Origin of the sequence: Chelativorans sp. M5D2P16 (assembly GCF_034427935.1) — a bacterium.
In the GTDB taxonomy this organism is placed as follows: domain Bacteria; phylum Pseudomonadota; class Alphaproteobacteria; order Rhizobiales; family Rhizobiaceae; genus Chelativorans.
The window spans coordinates 92,066-117,138 of sequence record NZ_JAXQNM010000042.1; the positions used below are offsets into that span (position 1 = coordinate 92,066).

Genomic DNA, 25,073 nt, shown 5'->3' on the forward strand with positions numbered 1-25,073 from the left:
GTTACGCTCTTTCAAATCCGCGCCTGACCTCCCAGTCGGTCACCCGGCGGTCGAACTCTTCCTGCTCCCACCGTGCCGCGTGCACATAGTGGTCGATCACCTCGTCACCGAACGCCTTGCGCAGCATTTCCGATCCGTCGAGCGCGGCGGTGGCCTCGCGCAGGGTGTGCGGGATCTCGCGCACATCTTTGCCGTGATAGGCGTCGCCGACATAGGCAGGCTCCAGCGCCAGCTTGTTCTCGATGCCGTCGAGGCCGGCGGCGATCAACGCCGCAAAGGCGAGGTGCGGCGTGAGGTCGGCGCCGCCCACACGGCATTCGACGCGTACGGCCTTGGTGTCGGCGCCGCACACGCGGTAGCCGGCGGTGCGGTTGTCCATGGACCAGATCGCCTTGGTGGGCGCGAAGGTGCCGGCGGCGAAGCGCTTGTAGGAATTGATGTGCGGCGCCAGGAAATAGGTGATCTCGCCGGCATGGGCGAGGAGGCCGGCCATATAGTGCCGCATCAGCTCCGACATGCCGTGCTCGGCCTTCGCGTCATAAAAGAGCGGCTCGCCTTCGGGCGACCAGAGCGACTGGTGGACATGGGAGGAATTGCCGGCGGCGGCATTGTCCCACTTGGCCATGAAGCTGATGGCGCGGCCGTGCTGCCAGGCGATCTCCTTGCAGCCGTTCTTCACGATGGCGTGGCGGTCGGCCATGGTGAGCGCGTCCGTGTAGCGGACATTGATCTCTGCCTGGCCGGCATCGGCCTCGCCCTTGGAATTCTCCACCGGCACGTCGGCGCCGTTGAGCCCGTTGCGGATCGCCCGCATCACGCCCTCTTCCTTGGTGGTCTGGAAGATGTGGTAGTCCTCGTTATAGGCGCTGATGCGCTTCAGGCCGCGATAGCCCTTGGCCTCGGCCTCCTCGAAGGAATCGTGGAACAGGAAGAACTCCAGCTCCGAGGCCATCATGGCCTGCATGCCCTTTTCCTTGAGCCGCGCCACCTGGCGCTTGAGCACGGCGCGCGGGGAATGCGCCACCTCCGCGTGAGTGTGATGGTCGAGGACGTCGCAGATCACCAGCGCCGTTCCCTCGAGCCAGGGAATGCGGCGCAGGGTGGAGAGGTCCGGCTTCATGGTGTAGTCGCCGTAGCCTGCCTCCCAGCTCGTGGCGCGGTAGCCCTCCACCGTGTACATTTCGAGGTCGGTGGCGAGCAGGTAATTGCAGCTGTGGGTCTCCTCGAAGGCGCTTTCGAGGAAGAAGTCGACATGGCAGCGCTTGCCCATCAGGCGGCCCTGCATGTCGACGAGGGCGACGAGGACCGTGTCGATCTCGCCCTTGCCGGCCAGCGCCCGCAACTCCTGCAGTGTCAGTTTTCCCGCCATTCAGGTCATTCCTATGTCATTGGCCGGCGGCCCCGGGACGGGTCCCGGGGCCGGGTAAATGCGTCCGATCAGCCGTAGCGATAGGGCGGCCCGGCCTCGCGCATCAGGGCGCGATAGTTGCGCAGGATCTCCACCACGCGCTCGCGGCGGCCACCCTCGGCGGCGATCTCGTCCCAGAACTTCTCGGCCTCGGCCTCCACCGTCTCCCACTCCGCATCGGGAATGGTGGTGAGCTGCATCTTCTCGCCGTTGACGCGCAGATCCGCCTCTCCGGCCCAGTACCAGTGCTGGCGGTAGTAGTGCGAGGAATCGGTCGCCAGGCGGAACAGCGTCTGGAGGTGCTCCGGCACCTCGTTCCAGCGCTCTGAATTGGCAAAGAAGTGGCCGATCCAAGCGCCGCAGATGTTGTTGGTGAGGAAGTAGGGCGTCACGTCGGCCCAGCCGACCGTATAGTCCTCGGTGATGCCGGACCAGGCGATGCCGTCGAGCTCGCCGGTCTGCACCGCCACCTCGACGTCCTCCCACGGCAGCGTCACCGGCACGACGCCGAAGCGCGAGAGAAACCGGCCGGCCGTCGGGAAGGTAAAGACGCGCTTGCCCTCGAGATCGGCCAGGCTGTTGATCGGGTCCTTGGTGTTGAAATGGCAGGGATCCCAGGCGCCGGCCGACAGCCAGGTGACGTTCTCCACCTCGCCATAGGCCTCCTGCCAGATCTCGGCGAGCCCGTGCTTGTAGAACAGCGCCGGCACGTCGAGGGAATAGCGGGTGGCGAAGGGGAAGTAGCCGCCGAAGACGGAGACATCCACGGGTGCCGCCATGGAATCGTCATCCGACTGCACGGCGTCGATGGTGCCGTTCTGCATGGCGCGGAAGAGCTCGCCCGTCGGCACGAGCTGATCGGCGAAGTAAAGCTCTATCTCCATCTCGCCGTTGGCGGCCTTGTTGAAGGCGTCGATGGCGGGCACGACGACGTGCTCGGCAAGCGCGGGGCCGGCATAGGTCTGCATGCGCCAGCGGATGGGCGACTGGGCCTTCACATAAGGTGCGGCAAGCGTGGCGGAGCCTGCTGCGGCCGTCGCCAGCCCGGCCTTGGTCAGGAATTGCCTTCGGTTCTGCATGTCCTGTTCTCCTCTGGTTGGTGTCTGTTTGCGTTTCATCTTCTTGTTCTTGCCTCCTCCATTCCGTGCCTCCTTCAACGGATGTAGTAGTGCTGGGGCAGCCAGAGCGCGATCTGCGGGAAGATCATGACGGTGGCCAGCGCCAGGACCATCACCACGACGAAGGGGATGATGGACCGGTATATGTCGCCCAGGCTCACCTCCGGGGGAGCCATGGCGCGCATGAGGAACAGATTATAGCCGAAAGGCGGGGTCATGTAGGCGATCTGGCAGGTGATGGTGTAAAGCACGCCGTACCAGATCAAGTCGAAGCCGAGCGCGTCGACGAGCGGGATGTAAAGCGGCGCCACGATCACCAGCATCGCCGTGTCGTCCAGGAACATGCCCATGATCAGATAGGAAAGCTGCATCAGGATCAGCACCTCCCAGGGCGACAGGCCGAGCCGGTCGAGGAAGAAGCCCTCGATCGCCCTGACGGCGCCCAGCCCGTCGAAGACGGCGCCGAAGCACAGCGCGGCGACGATGATCCACATGAACATGCAGGAGATCGACAGCGTCTTCTTCACTGTCGTGTGGAAGACCTGCCAGGTGAGCCGGCGGCGCAGGGCGGCGGCGATGGTGGCGGAGACCGCGCCGATGGCGGAGCTTTCGACCAGGCTCGTATAGCCCATGACGAAGAGGCCGGTCATGGCCATGAAGATGAAGAAGGGCAGGATGCCGGCCGAAAGCAGGGCGAGCTTCTCGCTCCATGGCACGCGGCGTTCCTCCGCTGGCAGAACGGGGCCGAGCTTCGGCTGCGCCCAGCAGCGGATCGCGATATAGAGGATGAACAGTCCCGCCATCATGAGGCCGGGGAAAACGCCTGCCAGCCAAAGCTGCCCCACCGGCTGACGGGCTATCATGGCGTAAAGAACGAGCACCACGCTCGGCGGCACCAGGATGCCCAGCGACGAGCCGGCCTGAATGACACCGGTCACCATCACCTTGTCATAGCCGCGGCGCAGGAGTTCCGGCAGGGCGATCGTCGCGCCGATGGCCATGCCGGCGACGGAAAGCCCGTTCATGGCGGAGATGACGACCATCAGCGCGATCGTGCCGATGGCGAGCCCGCCACGCACGGGGCCGAACCAGACGTGGAACATCTTGTAGAGGTCGTCGGCGATGCCCGACTCCGACAGCATGTAGCCCATGTAGATGAAGAGGGGCAGCGTGAGCAGCGCATACCACTTCATCAGCTTCATGGCCGAGGAGAAGGCGATCTCCGAGCCGCCCGTGCCCCACAGCATGAGCGCGAAGACGACGGCGACGAAGCCGATGGCGCCGAAGACGCGCTGGCCCGTAAGCAGCAGGCCCATCATGCCCGAGAACATGAGAACAGCCGTCATTTCATAGCTCACGGCAGTTCCTCCCCGAGCGCCAGCGCCAGATCACGGAAGAACTGGGCGAAAGCCTGAAGAAGCATCAGCGCCACGCCGATGCACATGACGATCTTGATCGGCGCCATGTAAGGCGCCCAGGAGGAGTAGCTCGTCTCGCCGTAGCGCATCGCATAGGCGGTCGAGGAGAAGCCGCCATAGAGCAGCACGCCGAGATAGAAGATCAGGAACAGGATGGTGACGCAGTCGACCATGGCGCGCCGCCGCGGAGACCAGAGCGAATAGATGAGGTCCATGCGCACGTGCGAGTCGTGCTGAAGCGACCAGCCGCCGCCCAGCATGTAATAGGCGGCCATGACGAACTGGGCCATCTCCAGCGTCCAGAGCGGCGGTATGGCGACCGCCTTCATGATGGACGAATACAGCAGGATGCCGATCATCGCCACGACGAGATACATGGCGAAGAGACCGACAACGCGGTTCACTCGGTCGATCCAGCGGACATAGCCGCGCACCAGCCCGGGAAGGATCGCCTTTCGATCTGTTCGGGTCATGCGGTCGGCCTGGGACATCGTGCTCTCATTTCGCCACCATTTCCCGAGCCGGCGCGGCAAGCGCCCGCTCCAGATGCCGCGCCAGGAACGCGGCCATATTTTCCTGCCCGTTGCCATCGGCGATCAGATCGTTGCGGATTTCGAGCATGACGTTGAGAAGCCGGCGCGGCAGTGCCTGGGCGGCCAGCGTGTGGGTGACACCGTCCTGGGGCCCGTAAGGCTCGTTGCGCCGCACGATCCATGCGCCCTCGCCCCGCATGGACGCCAGCAGTGCATCGGCAAGCCGGCAGTCGCGGTCGTGCAGGATGCCGATCTCGACCTCGCGGTGAACGCCGAAATAGACCGGCGTGAAGGAATGGACGGTGACCAGGACCGGGGCCTTTCCGGCCGCGATCTTCGTGTCGAGGCAGGCGGCAAGGGCGGCGCGGAACGGTTCGTAAAAGCGCCGCGTGCGCGCCGCGCGGTCGGCGGCGGTCAGGCCGGCATTGCCGGGCACGGCATAGGCCTCGCTCCGGGCGGGGGTTGCGGCCTCGGCGTCCGGCGGGCGGTTGCAGTCATAGACGAGGCGCGAGACCCGCTGGGCGACAAGCGGCGCATCGAGATGGCGCGACAGGTGCCGCGCCACAGCGCTTGCGCCGGGATCCCAGGCGATGTGGCTTTCCAGCGCCTCCCGCGCGAGCCCGAGATCAGCGAATTCCGGCGGAATGAAATTGGCGGCGTGCTCGCAAGCGAGGACGACGGTCCCCGCGCCTTCGGCATTGATCGTCTCGACGATCTCCGCCTCCTCTTCGACCCGTTTCCCCGGCTCACCCACGACACAGCCCTTCTGCCGAAACCGAAAATATCTTTTCATATCCACTCACACGGTCAAGATTAATTCTGAAATTTTTGCTACAGGGTTTCTGAGGCGGACAGGAATTCGAACGATGGCCCATCGGGGCGGCAGAGGCGAGGTGATGAGCGGAGGGACCGGAAAGACGGTGGCCGAACGCCTGCGCGGCGCATTTGAGGTGCTGACGCGGGCCGAGAGGCAGCTCGCCAACGCACTGCTCGACAATTATCCCATGCTGGGAATGGAGAGCATCACTGCAGTGGCCGAATCGGCCGGCGTGTCCACGCCCACCGTGGTGCGCATGGCCAAGAAGCTGGGCTTCGGCGGTTTTCCCGAGATGCAGGCGGCGATGCGGGCGGAGCTGCAGGCCACCATCTCGAACCCGATCGCCAAACACGACCAGTGGGCCGAAAGCGCACTCGAGGGACATCTCTTGAGCCGCTTCGCCGATGCGGTGACGGAAAACCTCCGCCAGACGCTCAACCAGATCGACAAGCGCACCTTCGATGCCGTGGCGGACCTGCTCGCCGACCAGTCACGCAACGTGCATGTGGTGGGCGGGCGAATCACCCGCTCGATGGCGGACCACTTCTTCACGCACATGCAGGTGATCCGCCCGGGTGTGACGCAGATCGCCTCGAACTCCAACAGCTGGCCGCATTACGTGCTTAACATGCGCCCCGGCGACGTTCTCGTCGCCTTCGACATCCGCCGCTACGAACACGACATCCTGCGGCTCGCCGAGATGGCACGGGCGCGTGATGTCACCATCGTCCTTTTCACCGACCAGTGGGGCTCACCCGCCGCGCGGCACGCCGCGCACTGCTTCCACGCGCGCATCGAGGTGCCGTCGGCCTGGGATTCGACCGCCGTCATCCTGTTCATCGCCGAAGCGCTGATCGCGGCCATCGAGACGCGAAGCTGGGAAACGACGCGGGCGCGCATGAACGAGTTGGAAGAGCTGTTCGACAAGACGCGGCTCTTCCGGAAGTTCGTGTGACTCGTCCACGTTCCGGAATGGATCCCGGACAAACCTGCGGTTTTCCGGGATGACGTGCGTTGAGTGCGTCGCCCTGAACGCAATCCGCCACAGCGCTGCCTTTAATCGTTATCGCACCACCAGCACCGATATCTCCGCGTGGCGTACCACGCGCGCGGCGTTCGGGCCGAGGAGATAGTCCTCCGGCCCCGGCCGCTTGGCCGAGAGCACGATGAGATCCGCTTTGACGACGCCCGCATAGCGCAGGATCTCCCGGTAGATCGAGCCATGCCCGACGATATGGCGGTGCTTGATCTCGGACGGCACGTGCTTCTTTGTGAACAGGTGCAGCGCCTGGTTGGCGTGCTCGAGCGCCTCCTGCTCATGCCCCTTCGGGAAGAAGCCGCCGACGATGGACATGCCGTAGTCGGGCACGACGGTCATCACGTGCAGGCGACTACCGAAGGTGCGGGCATAATCCACCGCCGTTTCGAGCGTGCGCTTTTCGTGCTCGGGATCGCCGAGATCGATGGAAACGAGGATGTCCTTGTACATCGCGTCTTCTCCTCACGCGGCGGCCGGCTTCGGTTTCGGGTTGCCGGCCAATGTGCCCCCGCGCATGCGCTGGAGGAACATCACCAGCGCCAGGATGAGAACCGCCGGAATGTAGAAAACCTCGCGCGGCATGCGCTCCGTGCTCGCCTCGATCGCGGTGATCTGCACCGGCTCGTCGGCGTAGAAGTCCATGTCGGAGAGAGCGCGGGCGGCCAGGCTGTTCAAGTCCATCGGTTCGTCGAGGACGACCGTGCCGTTCTCCATGCGCACGGGCAGGCCGATCGCCTCCTCGAAGCGCGCCTCCCCGCTGGCGCCCGCCTCGCCCAGACCGAAGGCCATGGTACGCTCCAGCGTCACGTCGGGATTGTTGAAGCTCGGGCCGCGGATGACGAGGCGGACACCGGCCCCGGAAGGCTCGCGCTCCACCACCTCGAAGATCTGCGTCGGCTCGACCTGCTCATAGGGCGGCTGCACCAGATCGAGGAAGAAGCCGGGCCGCAACAGCATGAAGGTGACGAGCAGAAGTGCGGCCGACTCCCACATGCGCGACTTGACCATGAAGAAGCCCTGCGTGGCGGCGGCGAAGATCAGCATCGCCACCGTCGCCAGACAGAAGACCCAGATGGCGCCGAGGAAGCCCACATCGATGAGCAGCAGGTCGGTGTTGAAGACGAAGATGAAGGGCAGAAGCACCGTCCTGAACGAATAGAAGAAGGCGGTGAAGCCCGTCTTCAGGGGATCGCCGCGTGACACGGCCGCCGCCGCGAAGGAGGCAAGCCCCACCGGTGGCGTCACGTCCGCCATGATGCCGAAATAGAAGACGAACATGTGGGCCGCGATCAGCGGAATGAGCACGCCGTTTGCTGCGCCCAACTGAACGATCACCGGTGCCATGAGCGAGGAGACGACGATGTAATTCGCCGTCGTCGGCAGGCCCATGCCGAGCACCAGCGAGATCATGGCCGTGAAGACCAGGATCAGGAAGATGTTGCCGCCCGACAGGAACTCCACGAACTCCGCCATCACCTGGCCGATGCCCGTCAGCGTGACGGTGCCCACGACGATGCCGGCGGTGGCGGTCGCGCAGGCGATGCCGATCATGTTGCGCGCGCCGGTGATGAGGCCGGAGACGAGATCGTAGAAGCCTTCCATGAAGGCGGCACGCTGTTCATCGGACTGCATGCCGCGGAAGAGCGCCTTGAGCGGCTTTTGGGTCAGGATGATGAGAATGAGCAGCAGCACGGCATAGAAAGCCGAAAGGCCGGGCGAATAACGCTCGATCATCAGGAACCAGATGAGAACCACGAGCGGCAGGAGATAATGCAGCCCCGTCTTCAGCACCTCGACGGCCAGCGGCAGTTCCACCACCGGCGCCTCCGGATCATCCAGCTCCAGATCCGGCGCTTGTGCGGCATACCACACGAGCAGCACATAGATGCCGAGTATGGCGATCAACAATACCGGGCCGGAGACATCGGGAAGCAGGTAGCGAATGAGCGAAACGCCGTAGTAGGTAAGGCCGGCAAGGATCACGATCGAAGCGATCGTGATGCCGGCGCGCAGGAGCGCCACGGTCGCCGGATGTATCTGCCGCTTTTCCAGCACCGGCATGTCGTTCTTCACCGCTTCCAGATGCACGAGGTAAAGCAGCGCGATGTAGGAGATGACAGCCGGCAGGAAGGCGTGTTTGATGACCTCGATATAGGGGATGCCGACATACTCGACCATCAGGAAGGCAGCCGCCCCCATGACGGGCGGCATGATCTGTCCGTTGACCGAACTCGCCACCTCGACGGAACCGGCCTTTTCCGGAGAGAAGCCCACCCGCTTCATGAGAGGAATGGTGAAGGTGCCCGTGGTGACCACGTTGGCGATCGAGGAGCCGGAGATGACGCCGGTCATCATCGATGCGAGCACCGCTGCCTTCGCCGGACCGCCGCGCAGATGGCCGAGCAGCGCAAAGGCGAGTTTGATGAAGAAATTGCCGGCGCCAGCCCGGTCGAGCATCGAGCCGAACAGGACGAACAGGAAGACGAACGCCGACGAAACGCCGAGCGCCACGCCGAAAACGCCCTCCGGCGACAGCCACATCTGATACATGGCGCGCCCGTAGGACGCTCCGCCCCAGCGGATGATGTCGGGAATAAGCGTTGAAGAACCGAAAAATACGTAGCCCAGGAAAACAAGGGCAACGACGACGAGTGGCGGCCCCAACGCCCGGCGTGCCGCCTCCAACAGCAAGACCATGCCGATTCCGGCAATGATCAGATCCCGCGTTATGGGAAGGCCCGGCCGCTGGGCCAATTCGTGGTAGAAAAAGAAGTTGTACAGGGCGCAAGCCGCCGCCGCGAGCGCCAGAACCACGTCCAGGGCGGGAACACGGTCACGCGGGCTGCGGCTGAAAGCGGGAAAAGCCATATAGGCAAGGAAGAGACCGAAGGCCAGATGGACTGCGCGGGACTCCGCATGATTCAGGACAAGGCTGAGCCCGGTCAGGCTCGAAAGCATATAGGGCAGCGGCGAAGCGATGTAGAGCTGGAAAAGCGACCAGCAAAGCGCCACGCCGGCAATGATATAGCCGGTCGTTCCGATGGGATGGCGCGCGCCGGTATCGGTGGAAGCGACAAGATCCTGTAAATCGTCCGCCGTATGCGATTGCTCGCCGGCGGCACCGTTCGACTTCTCAGCCATCACTCTGTTCCCCGAAAGATTCTTGCTTTTTGCGCACTGCCGCTGCCTTCCCCGGCGGTAATGCGAAAAAGGGCGCCCCGGTGGGGCGCCCCTGGAGGTGAGCCGTGCCTAGTTGAGCCAGCCCTGTTCCTTGTAATAGCGCTCGGCGCCGGGATGCATCGGAGCCGAGTTGCCCTGGCTCACCATCTGCTCCGGCGTCAGATTTTCCAGCGCCGGATGCAGGCCCCGGAAATCGTCGAAGTTATCGAAGATCGACTTGACCACGGTGTAGACCACGTCGTCGGACACGTCGGCGGAGGTCACGAAGGTCGCGCCGACACCGAAGGTGTTCACGTCGTCGTCGTTGCCGCGATACATGCCGCCGGGGATGGTCGCCTGGAAGTAGTAGGGATTGTTCTCGACCAGTGCGTCGACGGCCTCGCCCTCGACCGGCACGATGACGCTGTCGCAGGTGGTGGTGGCCTCCTCGATGGAGCCCGCCGGATGGCCGACGGTGTAGGCGAAGGCGTCGATGTTGTTGTCACAGAGCGCGGAACTCTGCTCGGCCGGCGCGAGCTCCGCCGCCAGGGCAAAGTCGGCGTTCGTCCAGCCTTTTTCGGCGATCAGAAGATCCATCAGCGCGCGCTGGCCGGAGCCGGGATTGCCGATATTGACGCGCTTGCCCTTCAGATCGTCGAACTCGCCGATATCGGCGTCGGCACGGGCGACGACGGTCAGCGGCTCGGCGTGCAGCGAGAACACCGAACGCAGGTTTTCATGCGCGCCGGTGTCGGCGAAACCGGCCTCGCCGTTATAGGCGTTGTACTGCACGTCCGACTGCACGACGCCGAATTCGAGGTCGCCGCCCTTGATGGCGTTGACATTGAACACCGAGCCGCCGGTGGACTCCACCGAGCAGCGAATGCCGTGGTCGCGGCGCGTCTGATTGACCAGACGGCACATGGCGCCGCCGACGGGATAGTAGACGCCGGTCACGCCGCCGGTTCCCACGGACACGAACTGCTGCTCCTGAGCCGCCGCCTGGCCCGCCGACAGCGCGCCGAGCATCGCCGCGGCGATACCAAAGCCGAGAATTCGATTTGGTGTCATATTGCGTCTCCCTGTTGCCATACTCATCTGGTTGCACGTTGCGTATTCCGCTTCCCGATCCGGGAAACAGCCACCGGGTACCCGCGTGCGAGAGTCCCCGACCGGCCATGCGCGGCTCAGGCCGGGAGCGTGAATTGCCCCCTCGCCCAAGTCAATGGATAGACTGCGCAATTCGGCGAAAGATGCAACATAATGTTGCAATCGGCGCGCTTGTCGACAACGCCGATATGCCATCATCCTCCCTTCTCCCCATCTGTCAGGCCACGGCCGCGTCGACGGCCTCTCCCAGCAATTCGACGATCCGCTCAACGGTCGGCCGGTCGACGATGAAGGGCGGCGCAAGCAAGACATGATCGCCGCGCTTCCCGTCGACCGTCCCGCCGGCCGGATAGACCATCAGGCCGCGTTCCATGGCCTCCCTCTTCACCCGCGCGAAGATCTTCAGCGCCGGATCGAAGGGCTCCTTGCTTGCACGGTCGCCGACCAGTTCGAGGCCCAAAAACAGGCCGCGGCCGCGAATGTCGCCGACATGGGCATGTTCGCCGAAGCGCTCCTCCAGCAGGCTTGTGAGATGGGCACCCATCTCGCGGACATTGGCCAGGAGGCCGTCGCGCTCGATCACCTCCTGCACGGAGAGCGCGGCCGCGCAGGCGACCGGATGGCCCATATAGGTGTGGCCGTGCTGGAAGAAGCCTGAGCCTTCGGCGAACGCCGCGAAGATCGCGCGCGAAAGAAGCACGGCGCCGATCGGCTGGTAGCCGCCGCCGAGCCCCTTGGCGACGCTGACGAGATCGGGGGCGACGCCGTCCTGCTCGAACGCGAACAGCGTGCCGGTGCGGCCCATGCCGCACATCACCTCGTCGAGGATGAGAAGCACGCCGTAGCGGTCGCAGATCTCGCGGATGCGCCGGAAATAGCCGGGAACGGCGGGCACAGCTCCCGCCGTGGCCCCCACAACGGGCTCGGCAATGAAGGCCATGACGGTTTCGGCGCCGAGTTCGAGGATCTTGTCCTCGAGCTGCTGTGCGGCGCGTTGGCCATAGGCCTCTTCGCTCTCGCCCGGCCATCGGAAACGGTAGGCATAGCAGGGATCGATGTGATGGGTTTCGATGAGCAGCGGCTGGAACTGAGCCCGGCGCCAGGCATTGCCGCCGGCGGCAAGCGCCCCCAGCGTGTTGCCGTGGTAGCTCTGGCGGCGGGCAATGACGTTGCGGCGCTCCGACTCGCCCTTCTCGACGAAATACTGCCGCGCCATCTTGAGCGCGGCCTCGTTCGCCTCCGAACCGCCGGAGACGAAATAGACGTGGCCGATGCTTTCCGGCGCTGCCTTGACGAGCTTCTCCGCCAGCTTCTCGGCGGGTTCGCTGGTGAAGAAGCCGGTGTGGGCGTAGGCAAGCTTTTCGGCCTGGCGCGTCAGTGCTGCGATCACGTCGGGATGACCGTGCCCGAGGCAGGAGACCGCCGCGCCGCCGGACGCGTCGATATAGGCGCGACCGGCGCTGTCGTAGAGCGCGACGCCCTTTCCCCCAACAGCGACGGGCAGGTCGGCATGGATCTGGCGGTGAAGAATATGCGTCATTGGTCTTCCTGGCGCCGCGTGCGGGCGGCATGTTCGTACAGATGGATCCTGAGCGCGGCGAAGTGGCGCTCCGCGTCGGCGATGGCCTCGAGCGCCCGCTCCCCTTCTTCGCCTGCGACGAGCGCCGCCAGGATCTCCACGGCGACGAAGGCCGGCGCCATGGAATGAAAGAAAGAGGGGCTTTCCGTCGGCACGACGATGGAATGGCGGGCAAGCACCGCCACGGGCGAGGCGGCGCTGTCGGTCAGCGCGACGATGACGAGCCCACTATCCCGGGCGTGGCGCGCCGCCTCCACGCTGGCCCGTGTGTAGGGCGAGACGGTGGTGACGAAGAACACGTCCCCGGCACTGGCGAAGCGCAGCGCGTCGAGACCGGTTCCGTCGGCGACATCGAGTGCGACCGGCTGCTCGCCCAGGAAGGACAGCATGTAGGCCAGGTGCGCCGCCACCGGCTTGCTGGAGCGCAGCCCGAGGCAATAAACGCGCCGGGCCGCTGCCATCGTCCGCGCGGCGTCGGCCAGCACGTCGAGCGTGCCTGCATCCGCGAAGCCGGAAATATGCGCGCCGGTGGCGGCGGCGATCTCGCCTGCCAGGACACGACCGCCCGTCTGCCGCTGCCGCTCCACCTGGAGGCCGGCCTTGCCGGAAAAGCCCAGCGCCTGCTCCTTCAGCGCCTCGCCGTGAAGCTGGCGCACCTCCTCGTAGCCTTCCAGTCCCAGCCGCTTGGCGAACCGGGTCATCGTCCAGGGTTGCACGCCGGCGCGGCGGGCCTGTTCGCGCATGGAAAGAAGCGCCACGTCGCCCGGGTTCTCAAGCACGTAACGCGCGGCCGCACCCATCTGCCCGGGAAGCGTTTCCACGGAACGGGTGATGCGGTCGGTCAGTGCTGCGCGGTCCATGGGTATATCCTAGACGCGGTCGCCGAGGCATGCAACATATGTTGCATGCCGTGCAACATATGGAGGATATAGCGATGGCCGAGGATCCGGAGCGGCAGATGCAGGCGGTCGCCCTCGCGGTCGCGCCCAATGGCGGGCGGCGCACCAGGGCCGATCACCCCGCCCTGCCCCAGACCGCCGAGGAACTGGCCGCGACGGCAGCCGCCTGCCTGGAGGCCGGCGCGGCGATGCTGCACTGCCATGTGCGGGACCGGGAGGGCCGGCATATCCTGGAGGCGGATGCCTACCGCGCGGCGGTCGCGGCGGTGCGGCGGGCGGTCGGCGACCGACTCGTGCTCCAGATCACCACGGAGGCGGTCGGACGCTACCGGCCTCACGAGCAGATGGAGGTGGTGCGCGCGGTCAGGCCGGAGGCCGCGTCGCTGGCGCTTGCCGAACTGGTGCCCGATGCATCGCACGAGGCGGCATTCGGCACGTTCCTCGAATTCATGAAGGCCGAGAACATCGTCCCGCAGATCATCCTCTACCATCCCGACGAGGCGGTCCGGCTGAAGGACATGATGGCGCGCGGGGTCGTGCCCTTCGACGATATCCCCGTTCTCTATGTGCTGGGGCGCTATACGGAGGGGCAGCGTTCCGCGCCCGCGGACCTCCTGCCCTTTCTCGCGCCCGGCGCCCCGCACTTCAAACATTTCATGCTCTGCGCCTTCGGGGCGCGGGAGGCGACCTGCGTGGCCACGGCCGCCGCGCTCGGCGGCCACGCCCGGGTGGGGTTCGAAAACAATCTCCATCTCGCCGACGGAAGGCTCGCCCCGGACAATGCGGCCATCGTCCGCGGCGTGGCGGACGCGCTCGGAGCCCTCGGGCTTGCACGGGCCGATGCGGACGGCCTTCGCGCGCAGTGGGCGGCGCTGAATTGACCCAAGCGCCCGATTTTCCCATACATAAGCGCGAAGGGAGACGGCGAAATGGTATTTGCGCGGGTGAATGGCGTTGTGCTCCACTACGCCGTGCGCGGGGCGGCGGACGGGCCGACGCTCGTCTTTTCCAACGCGCTCGGCACCGATTTCCGCATCTGGGAAAAGGTGGCCGACCGGCTCGGCGACGCGTACAGGCTCATCCTCTACGACAAGCGCGGCCACGGTCTTTCGGAGGCGCTTGAGCCGCCCTACACGCTTGCCGACCATGTCAACGATCTCGCCGCGCTGCTCGACCACCTGCAGGTGGACAAGGCGACGATCGTCGGCCTTTCAGTCGGCGGCATGATCGCGCAGGGCCTTGCCGCCCTGCGGCCGGATCTGGTGCGCGCTCTGGTGCTCAGCGACACCGCGCAAAAGATCGGCAACGATCAGCTTTGGGACGGGCGCATCAAGGCGGTCAAGGAGGCAGGGATCGCCTCGATCGCAGCGGGCATCGTGGAACGCTGGTTCCTGCCGGCCTACCGCACCCCGGAAAATCCGGATTTCATCGGCTATCTGGCCATGCTGACCCGCACGACGACGGAGGGCTATGCCGGCACCTGCGCGGCGCTGCGCGATGCAGACCTCACCGAATCGACCCGCACCCTCGCGGTTCCGGTCCTGTGCCTGGTCGGCGACCATGATGGCTCGACGCCGCCCGACACGGTGCGCGCGCTTGCCTCGCTCATCCGCGGCGCGCAGTTCGAGATCATCCAAGACGCGGGGCATCTGCCCTGTATCGAGCAGCCCGAGGCAATGGCGGCGCGGATCCGCTCTTTCCTTCGGCAGGCGAATATCGCATGAGGGCGCCTATATGAGGGACAGGCGGCACCGCCTTCCATCAGGGAAAGAGGAAACGGAATGGACATTCGCCAGGTCAATGAGGATTTCGCCGTCACGGGGCAGATCGCGCCTGCCCAGGTCTCCCAGATCGCCGACGCGGGCTTCAAGAGCATCGTCTGCAACCGGCCGGACACGGAAGAGGGTGCCGTGCCGCATGACATGGTGGAAGAAGCCGCGCGCGCGGCCGGGCTCGACTTCCGTTTCATCCCCGTGGTTTCCGGCGCGATCACCGAGGACGACGTGCGCCGGATGGCCGGGTCGCTTGAGGATCTTCCCCGCCCCGTGCTCGCCTATTGCCGCAGCGGCGCACGCTGCCTCAACCTTTATGCGCTCGTGCAGGAGATGAAGGGCTAGGCGGCTCCGGGCCGTTCCCGCTCACGCCCGGGCGCCTACCAATCCATCACCACCTTGCCCGCCTCGCCGCTTTTCATGGCGGCGAAGCCGGTGGAGAAATCGTCGGCGGCGATGCGGTGGGTGATCAGGCCCGAGACGTCAAGCGGCCCCTGGACGAGGGCGATCATCTTGTACCAAGTCTCGAACATCTCACGGCCGTAGATGCCCTTCAAGGTGAGCATCTTGAAGATGACCTTGTTCCAGTCGATCTCGAAGCCGGTCGGCGCGATGCCGAGGATGGCGATCTTGCCACCATTGTTCATGGCGTCGATCATGCCGCGGAAGGCCGGAGCGGCACCCGACATTTCGAGCCCCACGTCGAAGCCTTCCGTCATGCCGAGCCGCCGCATCACCTCGGGCAAGGTTTCTTCGGCCGTGTTGACGGCGTGCTGAACGCCGAGCTTCCTCGCCAGCGCCAGGCGGCCGGGATTGATGTCGGTGATGACCACCTTGCGCGCGCCGACGCACTGGGCCACCAGCGCCCCCATGATGCCGATCGGCCCGGCGCCGGTCACCAGCACGTCCTCGCCGACAAGATCGAAGGATAGTGCGGTATGGACGGCGTTCCCCAACGGGTCGAAGATCGCTGCGATCTCATCCGGCACGTCGTCGGGAATCGCGACGACATTGTGCTGCGGCAGAGCCAGATATTCGGCGAAGGCGCCCGGGCGCTGCACGCCGACACCCAGTGTGTTGCGGCACAGATGCCCCCGCCCGGCGCGGCAGTTGCGGCAATGACCGCAGACGATGTGCCCTTCGCCGGAGACGCGCTGGCCAACACGGTACTCACTGACGGCGGCGCCGACGTCGGTCACCTCGCCGACGAATTCATGGCCGGTGACGAGCGGCACGGGCACGGTTTTTCGCGCCCATTCGTCCCAGTTCCAGATGTGCACGTCGGTGCCGCAGATGGCGGTCTTCTTCACCTTGATGAGCACGTCGTTGGGGCCGATCTCCGGCAGCGGCACGCGCTCCATCCAGAGCCCTTCCTCGGGCCTGGCCTTCACCAGGGCTTTCATCATGTTGGACATGGTCATGCTCCCATGCGGCGGGCGAATGCATTCACGAGATGATTCCCAGTTCCCTGCCCACCACGTCGAATGCCGCTACCGCCCGGTCGACATCCTCCGGCGAATGGGCCGCCGACATCTGGGTGCGAATGCGTGCCTTACCCTTCGGCACGACGGGGAAGGAAAAGCCGATGACATAGATTCCATGGCCGAGCAGACGGTCCGCCATCTCGGCGGCGAGGGCCGCCTCGCCGACCATTACCGGGATGATCGGGTGGCCGTCGCCGGCCAGTGTAAACCCGGCCTGCGTCATCTTCTCGCGGAAACGCTCCGCGTTGGCGTAGAGGCGACGACGCAGGGTGTCGCCGTTCTCGACCAGATCGAAGACCTTGAGCGAGGTGGCGGCGATCACGGGGGCGAGCGTGTTGGAGAAGAGATAGGGCCGCGAGCGCTGGCGCAGCCACTCCACCACCTCGCGCCGGCCGCTCGTATAGCCGCCGGAAGCGCCGCCCAGCGCCTTGCCGAGCGTGCCAGTGACGATATCCACCCGGCCCTCCACCCCGCAATGTTCCGGCGTGCCGCGGCCATGTTCACCGACGAAGCCCACGGCGTGGCTGTCGTCGACCATCACCATGGCGTCGTGTTTCTCCGCCAGGTCACAGATCGCCGGCAGATCGGCGAGGATGCCGTCCATGGAGAACACGCCGTCGGTGGCGATCAGCCGGAAGCGGGCGTCCGACGCCTCCTTGAGCCGCTCTTCCAGCTCGCCCATGTCGTTGTTGGCGTAGCGCAGCCGCCGCGCCTTGCACAGCCTGATGCCATCGATGATGGAGGCGTGGTTGAGCGCATCGGAAATGACGGCGTCTTCCGGGCCGAGCAGCGTTTCGAAGAGGCCCGTATTGGCGTCGAAACAGGAGGAATAAAGGATCGTGTCCTCAAAGCCGAGGAAGGCCGAAATGCGCGCCTCGAGCTGCTTGTGCTCCTCCTGGGTGCCGCAGATGAAGCGCACGGAGGCCATGCCGTAGCCGTAGCGGTCGAGCGCTTTCTTGGCGGCTTCGCGCAGCTCCGCATTGTCGGCAAGGCCGAGATAATTGTTGGCGCAGAAGTTGAGCACGCTTTGGCCGACGCTCTCGATCTCGGCGGACTGCATGGAGGTGATGACGCGCTCGGCCTTGTAGAGGCCGGCCTCCTTCAGGGTTTCGAGCTCGGCGGAGAGGTGTTTCAGAAAGGATGCGGTCATTGTCACCTCACTCGGTCAGGGCATCGTGCTGGCCCCCTCTCTTGCAAATTCTAAGGACTTGAGCATTCGCTCAAGCCCAAGAATTTGCTTTCTCCCCCACCAAGGGGAGATAGGCGCGCTGCAACTCCGCATCTGCCAATCTCCAATGTTGGAGGTTGGCTGCGGGCATGACGCCACGCCCTATCTCTCCCCTTGCGGGAGAGATAGCGATTTCTCGGGTTTAGCGGAGCTAAGCCCTTAGAAATCGCAAGTGAGGGGGCCACACCGACCATCACAATCTCACCCCTCAATAAAACGCCTGCAGACCCGTCTGCGCCCGGCCGAGGATCAGCGCGTGCACGTCGTGCGTGCCTTCATAGGTGTTCACCGTCTCCAGGTTCTGCGCGTGGCGCATGACATGATATTCGATCTGGATGCCGTTGCCGCCGTGCATGTCGCGCGCGGTACGGGCGATTTCAAGTGCCTTGCCGCAGTTGTTGCGCTTGACGAGCGAGATCATCTCCGGCGCCATGCGGTCCTCGTCCATCAGCCGCCCCACCCTTAGACTCGCCTGGAGGCCGAGGGCGATTTCCGTCTGCATGTCGGCGAGCTTTTTCTGGAAGAGCTGGGTCTGGGCGAGCGGCCTTCCGAACTGGCTGCGCTCCAGCCCGTAATTGCGTGCGCGGTGCCAGCAGTCCTCGGCCGCGCCCATCGCTCCCCAGGAGATGCCGTAGCGCGCGCGGTTCAGGCAGCCGAACGGTCCCTTGAGGCCGGAGACGTTCGGCAGGAGCGCATCCTCACCCACCTCGACGCCGTCCATCACGATCTCGCCGGTGATGGAGGCGCGAAGGGAAAGTTTGCCGCCGATCTTGGGCGCGGAGAGACCCTTCGAGCCCTTTTCGAGAACGAAGCCGCGGATGGCGTTGTCGTGGGCGGCCGATCTCGCCCAGACGACGAAGACGTCGGCGATCGGCGAATTGGAGATCCACATCTTCGAGCCGGTCAGCCGATAGCCGCCGTCGATCTTCTCGGCCCGCGTCTTCATGGCACCGGGGTCGGAGCCGGCATCGGGCTCGGTGAGACCGAAGCAGCCGATCCATTCGCCTGAAGCGAGCTTCGGCAGGTATTTCCGTCGCTGCTCCTCCGAGCCGTAGGCGTGGATCGGAAACATGACGAGGGACGACTGGACGCTCATCATCGAGCGGTAGCCGGAATCGATCCGCTCCACCTCGCGCGCCACCAAGCCGTAGGATACGTAGTTCGCGCCCGCCCCACCATACTCTTCCGGGATGGTGACCCCGAGGAGCCCGGAAGCCCCCATCTCGCGGAAGATTTCCGGGTCGGTTTCCTCGTTCATATAGGCGTGCTCGATGCGGGGGGCGAGCTTGTCGGCCGCGAAGGCCGATGCCGCATCGCGGATCATCCGTTCCTCGTCTGAAAGCTGGTCTTCGATGAGAAACGGATCGTCCCATTTGAAGGGAGCGGTGGCGGCACTGTCTTGCATGGTCGTGATCTCTTGACGCGCGTTCTTTTCAGGCCTGTATGGCGGCGGTACAGCCAAGTCTTTTGACCGGTCCCGCGGCCGCGGTCAAATACTGCGACAAAGCGACGGCAGCGGCGGGACCAGCCGACGACATTATGCAGCCAGGAACTGGAAGGACCCAGCCGTGACCGAAACAGACAAGCTCACCCAGCTCGGCGGAAAGGCTGAAACGCCCGCCTCGCCGGAAGCCGCCGTTCTGGAGACCGTTCCCTTCGCGCGCGGCGACGGCCCGCCGGCGATCGTCCGCTTCACCTGCCCGGAATTCACCTCGCTCTGCCCGGTGACGGGACAGCCGGATTTCGCCCACATCGTCATCGACTATGCGCCGGATAAACGGCTCGTGGAATCGAAATCGCTCAAGCTGTTCCTCACCGCCTTCCGCAACCACGGCGCCTTCCACGAGGAATGCACGCTGATGATCGGGCGCAGGTTCGTCGAAGCGGCCAAGCCCCTGTGGCTGAGGATCGGCGGCTACTGGTATCCGCGCGGCGGCATTCCGATCGACATATTCTGGCAGACCGGCACGCCGCCGGAAGGCGCCTGGCTGCCGGAGACGGGCGTCGCGCCCTATCGCGGGCGAGGATAGACAACCGGCAATACCCGGTCTTCGCGCACCAGCCGAATCCCGCTATAAGATCGCCATGCCCATCCGCCCCCTTTCCGAGACCGTCATCAACCAGATTGCCGCCGGCGAGGTGATCGAGCGGCCGGCGAGCGTCGTCAAGGAACTGGTGGAGAACGCACTCGACGCCGGGGCGCGGCGCATCGAGGTGGCGACCGCCGGCGGCGGGCTGACGCTTTTGCGTGTCACCGACGACGGATCTGGCATTTCGGCCGAGGAATTGCCGCTCGCCGTCTCGCGTCACTGCACGTCGAAGCTTTCGGAAGACATCCACGACATCCGCTCGCTCGGATTCCGCGGCGAGGCGCTGCCCTCGATCGGCTCGGTCGCCCGTCTTTGCCTGCGCTCGCGCACGGCGGCCGCCGACGCTGGGGCGGAGATCACCATCGAGGGCGGGCGTGCCGGGCCGGTGAAGCCGGTCGCCGCCAATCGCGGCACCATGGTCGAGGTGCGCGACCTCTTCTTCGCCACGCCGGCGCGGCTCAAATTCATGAAGAGCGAGCGCGCCGAGACGGCGGCGATCACCGATGTCGTCAAGCGCGTCGCGCTCGCCTTTCCCGGCGTGCGCTTCACCCTTTCGGGCAGCGACCGGACGACGCTCGACCTTTCCGCCGTGCCGGAAGACGGTGACGGGCTCGTGAAGCGCCTGGCGCAGGTCCTCGGCAGGGACTTTGCCGACAATGCCCTTGCCATCGACGCCGGGCGCGAAGGCGTGAGCCTCAAGGGCTATGCCTCGATCCCCTCCTTCACGCGCGGCAACGCGCTCCACCAGTTCGCCTATGTGAACGGCCGGCCGGTGCGCGACAAGCTGATCGCCGGCGCCATCCGCGGCGCCTATATGGACGTGCTGCCGCGCGACCGCCATGCGGTGACGGCGCTGTTCCTCGAGCTCCACCCGGCCCTGGTGGACGTCAACGTTCATCCGGCCAAGGCGGATGTGCGCTTCCGCGATCCCGGGATGGTGCGCGGCCTTATCGTCGGGGCCATCCGCCAGGCGCTGGAGGAAGGCGGCCTGCGCGCCTCCACCAGCGGCGCGTCGGCGATGCTGGAAGCCTTCCGCACCCCCGCTGGAACCTATGCCGGCAACAGTGCGGCACGCCCTTCGGGCGCGCGCCATCCCTGCAACTGGAGCCTTGAGACCTCGCCCAACCGGCCGCTCGAGCCTATGACGCCTGCGCCCGCAGCGCCGGCGGGCTTTGCCGAAGCGGAACAGGCGGCCTTCGACGTCGGCGCGGCGGTGAGCGCCGATGCCCGGCCCGCATCCGAAGGCGAGGATGTCCGGCTCAGGAACCATCCGCTCGGCGCTGCGCGCGCCCAGGTGCACGAGAACTATATCGTCGCGCAGACGGCGGATTCGCTGGTCATCGTCGACCAGCACGCCGCGCACGAGCGGCTCGTCTACGAAGCGCTCAAGCAGGCCATCCATTCGCGCGCGCTCCCCTCGCAGGGATTGCTGATGCCCGAAATCGTCGACCTGCCGGAAGAGGATGTGGCGCGCCTCGAGGCGCATGCGGAGTTTCTCGCAACGCTCGGTCTGCATCTGGAGCGCTTCGGGCCGGGGGCCGTCGCCGTGCGCGAGACGCCGGCGATGCTTGGCGAGGTGGATGCGAAGAGCCTCGTGCGCGATCTCGCCGACGAGATCGCCGAGAGCGACACGGCGGCCGGTCTCAAGGAACGGATCGATCAGATAGCCGCCACCATGGCCTGCCACGGCTCGGTACGCGCTGGCCGGCGGCTGAAGCCGGAGGAGATGAACGCGCTTTTGCGCGAGATGGAAGCGACGCCAGGCTCGGGCACGTGCAATCACGGGCGGCCGACCTATATCGAACTGAAACTGGCCGACATCGAGCGGCTGTTCGGGCGGCGCTAAAGACGGTCCGGGTTTAAGCGCACAGCCGCGCCGGCGTCCCGGGCGAGCCGCTTGACGAACCGGCCGTGTTTGGCGCAAAGCGGATGGAGAAGAGGCAATTGGCATGAACCGTTTCGAGGGGCCGGGCGCCCGGGAAGCACGCATTCGATATCTGGACGGCGATTTCCAGGTGTTGGCGCCGGGCACCTTCGTGCGCTGCGCCGTCACAGGCGATTCCATACTGCTGGAAGACCTGAAGTACTGGAGCGTCGCCCGCCAGGAGCCCTATCGGGACGTGCAGGCCTCGCTGGTACGCGAACTGGAATGCGATCCGGATCTCAAGAAACCGCGCTGACGCGGCCAAAGGTGGGTCCCTGCCGCAACAATTTGAGAAGAATCCGAAAATTTCGATGGAAGGCCTGCTGCCCGCTATGCTTGTCGTGTGAAAGTGTGATAACTAGGCGTAGTTGTTATTCGCTCGCATAATCGTTTGAGGGGGCATCAGGATTGTGCGAATGCGCGCCCCGGTTGGCTGACATTCCCGGGACCGGCCTCGCTTCGTAAAAATCTCAAATGCCCCCATGTATCTGGCCCGGCATCGCATGGAATTCGTCCCACCCGCTGTCCTCCTCCTCTTCGGAGCCGCATTCTTCGGCATACGTGCCCTGGAACGGAAAATCTGGTTCGCAATGAGCCTCGCCACCGGCTTTTGCCTCCTGGCGTTCGCCATGCTGTCCCAGGTGGCGGAAATCCCGGCGAATGTCGGCCACAACAGCCTGACCGCCGGCCTTCTTTACACGGTCGGCATGCTCCTGGTCTCCAACGGCATTCTCGAACGTTCCGACCGCCGCTTTCCCTCCTGGCTGGCGGCCCTTTATCTCGTCGGCATCGTCGGCGGGCTGTGGTACTTCTACTATGTCTATCCGAACCTCATCGGCCGCATCTATGTCCTGAATTTCGGCCTGGGGCTGATCCTGCTCAACGCCTGTTTCCTGGCGCGTTTCCTGGCCGTGGGGACGCGGACTGACAGGGCGCTGTTCTGGCTTCTGGCCGGCTTCGGCGGGCATTTCCTGCCCAGAACACTTCTGACGATCAATTCGGTCGCCCCGGGCACGACGCCGGGCGAGTTCGAGCAATCGGTTTTCTGGAAGACGATCCTTCTGACCACCCCCATTCTCGGCGCCTTCGCGGGCTTGAGCATCCTCGGCGTCCTCGTCGTCGACATCGTCACCAAGCTCAGGCACGAGCGCGATCTCGATCCGCTGACCGGCGTGCTCAACCGCCGCGGGCTGGAACGCCGGGTAGGACGGTTGTGGGGGATGGGGCATGCCGGGCAGTCAGGCGTCGTGGCGGTCTGCGACATCGACAAGTTCAAGGCCGTCAACGACATGTTCGGCCACGGCTTCGGCGACACCGTGCTGAAAAGGTTCGCCGCCGTCATTCGCGACAACACGCGGCGCCACGACATCGTCGCGCGGTTCGGCGGCGAGGAGTTCGTCCTGATCCTCAAGGATATGGAGGAGGATCAGGCTTTCGCCCTGACCGAGCGCGTGCGCACGGCGATCGAGAACACCAGCTTCGGCGCCTCGGTCGGGCGGAAATCGATCACCTGCAGTTTCGGGCTTGCCAGGATCCGCCCCGGAGAGCCGTTCGGAATCACGCTCAGCCGCGCCGACAAGGCGCTCTACGCGGCCAAGAGCGCCGGCCGCAACCGCACGCTGGCGGAGTGGTTGCCGGACATGATCGAAATTCTGACCATGCAGGAACGCAAGGCGTCATAATCGCCGGCTTCGGCGAATGATCCGAAATGGAACGCGGGAACCTCCGCGCCGGGGGTTCCCGCCAAATACCGTTCGGGCCGGTTTCCTTTATTTTCAGGCGGCGGCGAGTGCCGCGATGCGGGTCTCGGCCCGCGACAGGGCGGCCTGCTCGGCCTCGGCCCCCATGGCCACGCCCTCCACGCGGATGACCTCCATGTCGGTCAAACCGACGAAGGAAAGCGCTGACTTCAGATAAGGGACGGCATGGTCGAACTGGGCGGCCGGACCGTCCGAATAGACACCGCCGGAAGCGACGACGAGATAGACCTTCTTGCCTTGGATCAGGCCTTCCGGCCCCTCGTTCGTGTAGCGGAAGGTGCGGCCGGCGCGCAGCAGGTGGTCGATCCATGCCTTCAGCGTGGAGCTGATGCCGAAATTGATGAAGCCGCTGGCGATGATGATCGCATCGGCGGCGAGCACCTCGTCCACCACCGCATCGGAACGGGTGACAGCGCGGGCCTGTTCCGCCGTGCGCTCTTCCTCCGGCCGGTAGATCCCCGCGGCGAAGTCCGGATCGATATGCGGCAGCGGTGTGCGGACGAGATCGCGATGAACGACTTCGGACGCCGGATCGGCGGCGGCCAGATTGCGGACGAGCTGCTTGGCAACGCGGGTCGAATGCGACGCGGCACCGCGCGGGCTGGATGTAACGAGTAGGATCGATGTCATTGCGTGTCTCCTCGGTGGGCTCATGCCTGTTTGCCGAGGTGAAATTTGACGATCGAAGCCAATCGTGAAAACTGGTAAAATATCGAGCATTTTTATCGAGAAAATGGATGAGTTGAGATGGACGCCCACCCGACCCTCGACCAGCTCGAAATCTTTCTGACCGTGGTGGAGGAAGGCGGCTTCTCGGCTGCTGCGCGGAAGCTCAATCGGGCGCAGTCGGTGATAAGCTACGCGATCTCCAACCTCGAAGCACAGCTCGGGCTGAAACTGTTCGAACGCGCCGGCACGCGCCAGCCCCGGCTGACGGAAGCCGGCACCAGCCTGCTGGAGGATGCACGGCGGATGATCGGTGGTTTGCAGATGCTGCGCGCCCGCGCACGCGGGCTCGCCCAGGGGCTCGAGGGGGAAGTCCGGCTGGTGGCGGATCTGCTCGTTCCCATGCCGGTGCTTACCGCGGTGCTGGACTCCTTCCGGGAGGCCTTTCCGACTGTGGGCGTGCGTCTTCTCACCGGGGCGCTCGGCACAAGTGCGGAAGCCGTCTTGAACCATGACGCCGACATCGGGATCGTCGGCGGCGTGATGATCCCCCATCCGGACCTTGTCAGCCGAAAAGTGGGCGAAAACCAGGTCCTGCCCGTCGCTGCGCCGTCACACCCGCTTGCGCATGCGGGAAGCTCCGTCCCGATCGCAGTCGTCCGCGAGCACTTCCAGATCGTCATCAGCGATCTCAGCAGGCGGACGGAAGGCCGCAACTTCCATGTCCATGCGCTCAACACCTGGCACGTCAGCGACCTCACCACGAAGCATGCCTTGATTTCCGCCGGGCTCGGCTGGGGCGGCATGCCGCTCTGGCTCGTCAGGGACGACCTCGAGGAAGGCCGGCTGGTCGAGCTCTCGCTCGAGCCCTATCCGCCGTCGACCTATTCCATGTTCGCCATCCGCACGAACGACAAGCCGTACGGCCCCGCCGCATCATGGATGGCAAACCGCTTCGAAACCGCCTTTGCCGCCTTCGGCTGGACGGGAGCGTGAGTGTGTAGCATTCCGCGCTTTCACCCGCTCTCTGGCGGCTTCCGACACTTGGCCAACGGCTAAATCGGGAGCT

At 65.2% G+C, this 25,073-nt stretch carries 23 protein-coding genes; 9 read left to right on the forward strand and 14 right to left on the reverse strand.

Annotated elements, in window-relative coordinates:
* Position 1 precedes the first annotated feature (1 nt).
* From SIN08_RS22665 to SIN08_RS22685, 5 genes are all read right to left on the reverse strand, one after another.
* Positions 2–1,369 (reverse strand): glutamine synthetase family protein, encoded by a 1,368-nt coding sequence (locus tag SIN08_RS22665; protein ID WP_322453893.1) that lies wholly within the window; start codon positions 1,367–1,369, stop codon positions 2–4.
* 68 nt (positions 1,370–1,437) lie between these two features.
* Positions 1,438–2,487: a TRAP transporter substrate-binding protein gene (locus SIN08_RS22670; protein WP_322453894.1), complete on the reverse strand. Its 1,050-nt coding sequence runs from the start codon at positions 2,485–2,487 to the stop codon at positions 1,438–1,440.
* 74 nt (positions 2,488–2,561) lie between these two features.
* Positions 2,562–3,884: a TRAP transporter large permease gene (locus SIN08_RS22675; RefSeq protein WP_322453895.1), complete on the reverse strand. Its 1,323-nt coding sequence runs from the start codon at positions 3,882–3,884 to the stop codon at positions 2,562–2,564.
* Positions 3,881–4,435 carry a TRAP transporter small permease subunit gene (locus SIN08_RS22680; protein WP_322453896.1) on the reverse strand — a complete coding sequence of 185 codons (555 nt, stop codon included), beginning with the start codon at positions 4,433–4,435 and terminating at the stop codon, positions 3,881–3,883. The genes SIN08_RS22675 and SIN08_RS22680 overlap by 4 nt, the downstream gene beginning before the upstream one ends.
* A 7-nt stretch (positions 4,436–4,442) precedes the next feature.
* Positions 4,443–5,270, reverse strand: coding sequence for an N-formylglutamate amidohydrolase (locus SIN08_RS22685; protein WP_322453897.1), 828 nt, complete (start codon positions 5,268–5,270; stop codon positions 4,443–4,445).
* A gap of 103 nt (positions 5,271–5,373) precedes the next feature.
* Between SIN08_RS22685 and SIN08_RS22690 the strand changes: the two genes are divergently transcribed.
* Positions 5,374–6,249: a MurR/RpiR family transcriptional regulator gene (locus SIN08_RS22690; protein WP_322454060.1), complete on the forward strand. Its 876-nt coding sequence runs from the start codon at positions 5,374–5,376 to the stop codon at positions 6,247–6,249.
* Between the two features lie 108 nt (positions 6,250–6,357).
* On the opposite strand, the gene SIN08_RS22695 is transcribed toward SIN08_RS22690, so the two are convergent.
* From SIN08_RS22695 to SIN08_RS22715, 5 genes are all read right to left on the reverse strand, one after another.
* The gene (locus tag SIN08_RS22695; RefSeq protein ID WP_322453898.1) at positions 6,358–6,783 is read right to left on the reverse strand and encodes a universal stress protein; all 426 of its coding nucleotides are present in this window, start codon (positions 6,781–6,783) and stop codon (positions 6,358–6,360) included.
* A gap of 12 nt (positions 6,784–6,795) precedes the next feature.
* Positions 6,796–9,474, reverse strand: a complete 2,679-nt coding sequence (locus SIN08_RS22700; protein ID WP_322453899.1) for a TRAP transporter permease — start codon at positions 9,472–9,474, stop codon at positions 6,796–6,798.
* 108 nt (positions 9,475–9,582) lie between these two features.
* Positions 9,583–10,563: a TAXI family TRAP transporter solute-binding subunit gene (locus SIN08_RS22705; RefSeq protein WP_322453900.1), complete on the reverse strand. Its 981-nt coding sequence runs from the start codon at positions 10,561–10,563 to the stop codon at positions 9,583–9,585.
* 256 nt (positions 10,564–10,819) lie between these two features.
* Positions 10,820–12,142: an aspartate aminotransferase family protein gene (locus SIN08_RS22710; protein WP_322453901.1), complete on the reverse strand. Its 1,323-nt coding sequence runs from the start codon at positions 12,140–12,142 to the stop codon at positions 10,820–10,822.
* Positions 12,139–13,041, reverse strand: coding sequence for a MurR/RpiR family transcriptional regulator (locus SIN08_RS22715; RefSeq protein WP_322453902.1), 903 nt, complete (start codon positions 13,039–13,041; stop codon positions 12,139–12,141). The genes SIN08_RS22710 and SIN08_RS22715 overlap by 4 nt, the downstream gene beginning before the upstream one ends.
* A 74-nt stretch (positions 13,042–13,115) precedes the next feature.
* Here SIN08_RS22715 and SIN08_RS22720 point away from each other — a divergent pair, with 74 nt between their 5' ends.
* From SIN08_RS22720 to SIN08_RS22730, 3 genes are read left to right on the forward strand one after another with little or no spacing between them, the layout of a single operon-like run.
* Positions 13,116–13,961: a 3-keto-5-aminohexanoate cleavage protein gene (locus tag SIN08_RS22720; RefSeq protein ID WP_322453904.1), complete on the forward strand. Its 846-nt coding sequence runs from the start codon at positions 13,116–13,118 to the stop codon at positions 13,959–13,961.
* Between the two features lie 48 nt (positions 13,962–14,009).
* Entirely contained in the window at positions 14,010–14,804 is a 795-nt protein-coding gene (gene pcaD / locus SIN08_RS22725) for a 3-oxoadipate enol-lactonase (protein ID WP_322453905.1), read from the forward strand.
* Positions 14,805–14,861: 57 nt separating this feature from the next.
* Positions 14,862–15,197: a TIGR01244 family sulfur transferase gene (locus SIN08_RS22730; RefSeq protein WP_322453906.1), complete on the forward strand. Its 336-nt coding sequence runs from the start codon at positions 14,862–14,864 to the stop codon at positions 15,195–15,197.
* Positions 15,198–15,232: 35 nt separating this feature from the next.
* Here the strand turns inward: SIN08_RS22730 and tdh are convergent, their stop codons facing one another.
* The 3 genes from tdh to SIN08_RS22745 all read right to left on the reverse strand — a co-directional run bounded on the left by tdh (position 15,233) and on the right by SIN08_RS22745 (position 18,969).
* Positions 15,233–16,267 (reverse strand): L-threonine 3-dehydrogenase, encoded by a 1,035-nt coding sequence (gene tdh, locus SIN08_RS22735; protein WP_322453907.1) that lies wholly within the window; start codon positions 16,265–16,267, stop codon positions 15,233–15,235.
* A 31-nt stretch (positions 16,268–16,298) separates the two neighbouring features.
* Positions 16,299–17,486: a glycine C-acetyltransferase gene (locus SIN08_RS22740; protein WP_322453908.1), complete on the reverse strand. Its 1,188-nt coding sequence runs from the start codon at positions 17,484–17,486 to the stop codon at positions 16,299–16,301.
* Positions 17,487–17,772: 286 nt separating this feature from the next.
* The gene (locus SIN08_RS22745; protein WP_322453909.1) at positions 17,773–18,969 is read right to left on the reverse strand and encodes an acyl-CoA dehydrogenase; all 1,197 of its coding nucleotides are present in this window, start codon (positions 18,967–18,969) and stop codon (positions 17,773–17,775) included.
* 163 nt (positions 18,970–19,132) lie between these two features.
* Between SIN08_RS22745 and queF the strand changes: the two genes are divergently transcribed.
* The 4 genes from queF to SIN08_RS22765 all read left to right on the forward strand — a co-directional run bounded on the left by queF (position 19,133) and on the right by SIN08_RS22765 (position 23,260).
* Complete coding sequence (gene queF / locus SIN08_RS22750; RefSeq protein ID WP_322453910.1) at positions 19,133–19,594, forward strand: preQ(1) synthase; 462 nt, start codon at positions 19,133–19,135, stop codon at positions 19,592–19,594.
* A gap of 55 nt (positions 19,595–19,649) precedes the next feature.
* A complete protein-coding gene (gene mutL, locus SIN08_RS22755) occupies positions 19,650–21,500 on the forward strand; it encodes a DNA mismatch repair endonuclease MutL (RefSeq protein WP_322453911.1) in 1,851 nt (616 codons plus the stop codon).
* A 103-nt stretch (positions 21,501–21,603) separates the two neighbouring features.
* On the forward strand, positions 21,604–21,834 hold the full coding sequence (locus SIN08_RS22760; protein WP_322453912.1) for a DUF2093 domain-containing protein: 231 nt from the start codon (positions 21,604–21,606) through the stop codon (positions 21,832–21,834).
* Between the two features lie 334 nt (positions 21,835–22,168).
* Positions 22,169–23,260, forward strand: a complete 1,092-nt coding sequence (locus SIN08_RS22765; RefSeq protein WP_322453913.1) for a GGDEF domain-containing protein — start codon at positions 22,169–22,171, stop codon at positions 23,258–23,260.
* Between the two features lie 93 nt (positions 23,261–23,353).
* Here SIN08_RS22765 and SIN08_RS22770 read toward each other — a convergent pair whose 3' ends face one another.
* Positions 23,354–23,968: an FMN-dependent NADH-azoreductase gene (locus SIN08_RS22770; RefSeq protein ID WP_322453914.1), complete on the reverse strand. Its 615-nt coding sequence runs from the start codon at positions 23,966–23,968 to the stop codon at positions 23,354–23,356.
* 117 nt (positions 23,969–24,085) lie between these two features.
* Here SIN08_RS22770 and SIN08_RS22775 point away from each other — a divergent pair, with 117 nt between their 5' ends.
* Complete coding sequence (locus tag SIN08_RS22775; protein ID WP_322453915.1) at positions 24,086–25,000, forward strand: LysR family transcriptional regulator; 915 nt, start codon at positions 24,086–24,088, stop codon at positions 24,998–25,000.
* The last annotated feature ends 73 nt before the right edge of the window (positions 25,001–25,073 follow it).